Origin of the sequence: Tunicatimonas sp. (assembly GCF_049647865.1) — a bacterium.
Classification (GTDB): domain Bacteria; phylum Bacteroidota; class Bacteroidia; order Cytophagales; family Cyclobacteriaceae; genus Tunicatimonas.
The window spans coordinates 1-5,723 of the sequence record NZ_JBARYM010000514.1 but is presented as its reverse complement, the minus strand read 5'-3'; the positions used below and the strand labels follow the sequence as shown (position 1 = coordinate 5,723).

At 42.1% G+C, this 5,723-nt stretch carries 5 protein-coding genes; all 5 read right to left on the bottom strand.

Going from position 1 to position 5,723, the window contains the following annotated elements:
- Positions 1–473, bottom strand: a 473-nt coding sequence (locus WBA23_RS15170) for a sigma-70 family RNA polymerase sigma factor (protein WP_424583128.1), incomplete at its 3' end; no start/stop codon positions are given.
- A gap of 144 nt (positions 474–617) precedes the next feature.
- The gene (gene pnp / locus WBA23_RS15165) at positions 618–2,753 is read right to left on the bottom strand and encodes a polyribonucleotide nucleotidyltransferase (RefSeq protein WP_424583127.1); all 2,136 of its coding nucleotides are present in this window, start codon (positions 2,751–2,753) and stop codon (positions 618–620) included.
- Between the two features lie 149 nt (positions 2,754–2,902).
- Complete coding sequence (rpsO, locus tag WBA23_RS15160; RefSeq protein ID WP_424583126.1) at positions 2,903–3,178, bottom strand: 30S ribosomal protein S15; 276 nt, start codon at positions 3,176–3,178, stop codon at positions 2,903–2,905.
- Positions 3,179–3,286: 108 nt separating this feature from the next.
- Positions 3,287–4,933, bottom strand: a complete 1,647-nt coding sequence (locus WBA23_RS15155; RefSeq protein ID WP_424583125.1) for an LptF/LptG family permease — start codon at positions 4,931–4,933, stop codon at positions 3,287–3,289.
- A 57-nt stretch (positions 4,934–4,990) separates the two neighbouring features.
- Positions 4,991–5,386 carry an START-like domain-containing protein gene (locus tag WBA23_RS15150; protein ID WP_424583124.1) on the bottom strand — a complete coding sequence of 132 codons (396 nt, stop codon included), beginning with the start codon at positions 5,384–5,386 and terminating at the stop codon, positions 4,991–4,993.
- Positions 5,387–5,723 lie beyond the last annotated feature (337 nt).

Below are 5,723 nucleotides of genomic sequence, written 5' to 3'. Positions count from 1 at the left end.
AATTCATCTGGGGAAGGCTCACGTTCGTATTTCTGCTCTAACTCGGAGAATGTCTTAGAGATTTTATTAAGTGAGCCAACTCGGTTCAGCGGTAGTCGCACAATTCGCGACTGCTCAGCTAATGCTTGTAAAATAGACTGCCGAATCCACCACACCGCGTAAGAGATAAATTTAAATCCTCGAGTTTCATCAAATCGCTGAGCTGCTTTGATTAGTCCTAAGTTTCCTTCGTTGATTAAATCGCCTAAAGTTAATCCTTGGTTCTGGTACTGCTTCGCTACCGATACAACAAATCTGAGGTTAGCTTTCGTTAGCTTCTCTAAAGCTAATTGATCACCGGAGCGGATACGTTTCGCTAAATCTACTTCTTCATCTGGAGTTAGCAAATCTACTTTACCAATCTCCTGAAGATATTTATCCAGCGATTGGCTTTCGCGGTTGGTGATTTGCTTACTAATTTTGAGTTGTCTCATGCACGTGGTTTCTTAATACGATGAATGTACCTAGGGATGCAACAAATATCTATTTTAGGATAGTTCCGATCTAATATGGATTAATTCAGATCAGGCACTTCTGATAAAGTAAATTTTATCGAAGAATAATTAGCAATTTTAGTGCTAATCACGATTAGCTCTATCGGGCTTAGGGAGTAAGGCTTTGCGAGAAAGACGATATTTTCCGGTCTTTCTATCAATTTCGGTGAGTTTTACTTTTAATTCTTCGCCCACTTCCATCACACCATCCATTTTTTCAACTCGCTCCCACCTAATTTCAGAAATATGTAGTAGACCATCCTTGCCGGGCATAAATTCAACGAATGCACCAAATGGCATAATTGATTTTACAATTCCGTCGTAAACTTCGCCTACAGTAGGCATAGCTACAATGGCTTTGATGCGGCCTAATGCCTTATCCATCGCTTCCTGATCGGTAGCAAATACATTGACGATACCTTGATTATCTTTTTCTTCAATAACAATAGTCGTATCAGTCTCTTTTTGGATTTCTTGAACTACTTTTCCACCCGGACCGATCAACGCCCCAATCATATCAGAAGCAATCTTCACGGTTTCGGAGCGAGGAGCATTGGGTTTCAGATCATCATTAGACTTTGAGATAGTTTTGGCCATCTCTTGGAGGATGTGCATCCGCCCAGCGTTGGCTTGCGATAAAGCCTCTTTAAGCACTTCATAAGGTAGTCCATCTACCTTTATATCCATTTGGCAAGCAGTGATACCATTTTCAGTACCCGTCACTTTAAAATCCATATCACCCAAATGATCTTCATCGCCCAAAATATCCGATAGAATCGCGTATTTCTTAGTTTCCGGATCACTGATTAATCCCATAGCAATGCCCGACACTGGTCGTTTTATAGGAATTCCCGCGTCCATTAATGCCATTGATCCAGCGCAAACCGTTGCCATAGAAGAAGACCCATTGGACTCCAGAATATCCGAAACAACTCGGATAGTGTAAGGGTTATCTTCATCTGCCGGAATGCATTCTTTAAGGGCTCGGTGAGCCAAATTTCCGTGGCCGATCTCCCGGCGTCCCGGACCTCGGTTGGGTCGAATTTCTCCAGTAGAGAATGCGGGGAAATTATAGTGTAGCAGAAACTTGTTTGTCCCTTTTACCATCGCTCGATCAATCATCTGCTCATCTAACTTAGTACCTAGGGTAACCGTAGTTAGCGATTGGGTTTCGCCTCGGGTGAAGACCGCAGAGCCGTGAGCGGTGGGCAAATAATTTACTTCCGTGTAGATTGATCGTACTTCATCAAGCTGACGACCATCTAGTCGCTTTCGGTCGTTTAGTACTAAATCGCGAGAAGCTTTTTTCTGAATGGAACTGAAATATTTATGTACTTGAGCTAATTCTATTTCGTGATCTTCAGGAAGACTATCAATATATTCGTTCTTAAAGACTTTAAATTGGTTTTTTCTTTCGTCTTTATTGTCAATGCCCTGACTGGCAACAGCGTACATCTTATCGTAATACTGATCGTACAGTTGCTGATACAGTTCTTCGTTACGCTCAGGGGGGGTAAATTCTCGCTTCACTACCCCTACCTCTTCAGCAAGTTCTTGTTGGGCCTTACATTGTAACTTAATTACTTCGTGAGCAGCCTGAATAGCTTCCAGCATATCAGACTCACTCATCTCCTTCGCTTCGCCCTCTACCATAATAATATTGTCAAGCGACCCAGCTATAATCAGATTGATATCAGCCGCGTTAGTCTGCTCTTCGTTAGGGTTTACGATGTACTCTCCACCAGACCGCACTACTCGTACTTCAGAAATAGATTCGGGAAACGGAATATCAGATACAGCAATAGCCGAAGAAGCAGCCAGTGCAGCCAGTGCATCGGGCATTACTTGAGCATCAGCCGAGATAAGCATAATGTTCACTTGAGTATCGGCCATATATTCATCAGGAAACATAGGACGAATAGCCCGGTCTACCAATCGGCTAGTCAGGATTTCGTGTTCAGACAAACGGCCTTCCCGCTTTAGAAAACCTCCGGGTATTTTTCCGGCTGAGGCAAACTTCTCTTGGTAATCTACTGAAAGGGGGAAGAAGCCAGCATCTTCTCGAGCTTCGGCCGCAGAAACAACCGTAGCCAATAGCATAGTATCACCCATTCTAACGACCACTGCCCCGTCGGCCTGGCGAGCTAACTTGCCAGTTTCAATAGTGATAGAACGGCCATCGCTCAGTTGAATAGTCTTGGTTACTACTTGTGGTTGCATAGTGAAATTTTAATAAAATGATTCGTTGCCCAGAATAACTTCACGCTATCAGTGGTGAAAGAAAAGGCCTTTGAGGAAATAATAATAAAGGGAATGGGCTAACCCGCAAAGTATCAACGAAGGGGGATTTTGTAACCCCCTCGTGTATTTTACTTACGTAAATTTAGATCAGCCAGAACAGCGCGATAACGCTCAATATGCCGATCGTGCAAATATTCTAGTAGTCGCTTACGCTTTCCTACTAACTTGAGTAGTCCCCGACGAGAACCATGGTCTTTTTTGTTTTGCTTCAAATGTTCCGTCAGATGAGCAATACGATAGGTATACAGGGCTATTTGAGATTCAGCCGAGCCAGTATCGGACTCAGATTTGGAAAGGCTATGGTCTTTAAATAGCTCTTGCTTTTTTTCAGAACTTAAGTACATGCGTATAATTTTACACTATGGTTTTAAAAACAGGGCACAAAGTTATCAATAATAATACTGATTTACAATATGATCTGCTTGGGTAAACCCATTTAAAAACTTTTTTGTTCAAACTGCCGGCTTTTGTCTGACCTTTTTCAACTGTATCGCTAGCCGATCAATTATCACCCGATAGAAATCGCTCTCAAGCAGGCGAGCATCTAGGCGGGCTTGAATCAAAAATATGATACCGAACGGAAGCAGTACAATATTAGGAAGCCACACCGCTAGTTCGGCACTCATCACTAATTCTTCAGCCCACTTTCGGCTCATCTCGGTTACTACATAAAAGGCAATAAAGAAGCAGACCGAAATGAGCACCGGCACTCCTAAGCCTCCGCGCTTAATAATAGATCCTAACGGAGCGCCAATCAGAAACATAATTAGGCAAGACATCGCCTGGGTTATTTTTTTGTGGCTTTCGTAAGTATTCTTACGAATCTCTCTTTCTAATCTTTTTAGCTTTTGAGCATTGATTTGTAGTGTATTTTTGATCGTTCGGCTTTGGTTAAGTGCTTTAGAAACGACGCTAGCTTGCTCACTTTCAGTAATCTCATTTTCTATTTTAGTTAGCAAGGCCGTATCAATTTCAGTTACTTCATACTTTTTTTTGGTAGTTCCCACTTCTTCCAATGACTCCTGAATTTCCTGCCGTTGCCGCTTAAGATTTCCCGCTTTAATAGCACTAGACTCCATACTCAGTAGGCCCCCTTGCCGGATGTTTTCTACACTATCTACCGAGTCAATTACAACGTCAGCGACCACAATTCGCTCCTCTAAACCTTCAGGCATAAGAGAATCGTACCGCAAATGGTAGTTATAGAAGTTGGTAGATCCGGCGAAGGCATCGTACTTGATCGCTACCTTTTCGTATTGCATAGAATCGATGGAGGTAGCTAGTTGCTCCATTGTTTGCATGCGGCGGTGAGAGGCAAAGTATTCTTCTTTGGTTCGTTGAAGATCAAAACTCGCCAAATCAAAAATCATTTTTGTGGTATCGAAGTTATTGCGAACAAACTGTGCGTTGCCGCCGCCCTGGTTTGAGCCAGCTAATAGTTTTGTTGTTTCTGAGTAGCGGTTTCCTTTAAATAATTCTAGCATCAAATAACGATCGTTCTGAATGGTGTACATTCTACCAGAATCTGCTAAAATCACATTTCGGTTACCTAAACCTTCGGTATGGTCGTAAATAATTACCTCCTTAATAGTTTCACCATCCGGAAACTTGTGGTTGATTTTAATTTCAAAATTAGGAATACCGCCGTAGAATACTCCTTCTCGAATGTCTAAAGCGGGCTTCTTTTGCTTAATGTCATACAGCAAACTATAGGCTTTGAGGTTCGCTCTGGGTACTAAAAAGTTGTTGGAAAGGTAGGCAATTACTGAGATCAAGCAGACTAAAAAAAAGAGTGGGCGCAACGCTCGGGTTAGAGAGATTCCAGCTCCTTTAATAGCGGTTAGTTCAAAATGCTCACCTAAATTACCAAAAGTCATCAACGAAGACAGCAACACTGCCAGTGGTAGAGCCACCGGGGTCATGTTAATACTGAAGTAAAATAACAGCTCGGCAAATACCTCGGCTCCCAACCCCTTCCCCACAAAATCGTCAAAGTACTTCAGCATATACTGCGTAAGCAGAATGAAGACGACCACCAAAAAGGTAAGTAGGAAAGGGCCGACGAATGACTTAATGACTAGTTTATCAATCTTCTTCATACGTTAGCTATAACAGCAATCGCTGAAAAAATATTTTGAAATTATCCAATTTTTCGACTACCCACCTACAATTTCTTTCAGGCTATCGGTAAGTTGCAGCCAGATTTCGTAAAACTCTTCTTCATCATCAGCAGTCATAGAATCGGTAACATTTAGAAAAACCGCTCCGGTGAGATCGTTGGTATCTAGCTGCATCTCTAAGAAGGAGGCTTCCTTTGAAGCTTGATCTGAGCTATTGAGAAAGTCAAAACGAACAAATCGATTGATGCGTTGTGTGGCTAACTTAGCTTGATGTTCTTCGCCATCCCATGAGAATGAAAATATTTTATCCTCATTAATTGTAACATCATCAGCAAACCATTGTGATAATCCGCTAGCAGTAGTAAGATAGGGAAATAACATCTTGCGCGAAGCTCTAAACTCAAATTCGGCAGTAAATTGACGATTATCCATACCAGTATAATTAGCATTTGTCTCAGCGACTCCGCTTCAGACAAATGTGTTTTGGGCAACTGCAATGTAGTTTTTTTTGATTGGATCGCCAACGGAACTCGATATTTTACTGCAATTAATACTTGCAGTTCCCAAGCATCTTTGTAGTTTTGCAATCCGTTTCGGATTAGCCATTTATTGTGGCTTTTCTATCGTGGATATTCCAGTGTAATTGTCTTTGACAGCTGTTTTACAAGGGTCATTTATGGCGACTGTTCCACAGCGGTCAGTTTCATGGCGAGGTAGCTCAGATGGTTAGAGCGCAGGATTCATAACCCTGAGGTCACGGGTTCAATTC

What these genes read in the sequence shown, in the direction of transcription:
- WBA23_RS15150 (WP_424583124.1), bottom strand. Translation starts at nt 5,386, where the DNA reads ATGGATAATCGTCAATTTACTGCCGAATTTGAGTTTAGAGCTTCGCGC.
- rpsO (WP_424583126.1), bottom strand. Translation starts at nt 3,178, where the DNA reads ATGTACTTAAGTTCTGAAAAAAAGCAAGAGCTATTTAAAGACCATAGC.
- pnp (WP_424583127.1), bottom strand. Translation starts at nt 2,753, where the DNA reads ATGCAACCACAAGTAGTAACCAAGACTATTCAACTGAGCGATGGCCGT.
- WBA23_RS15155 (WP_424583125.1), bottom strand. Translation starts at nt 4,933, where the DNA reads ATGAAGAAGATTGATAAACTAGTCATTAAGTCATTCGTCGGCCCTTTC.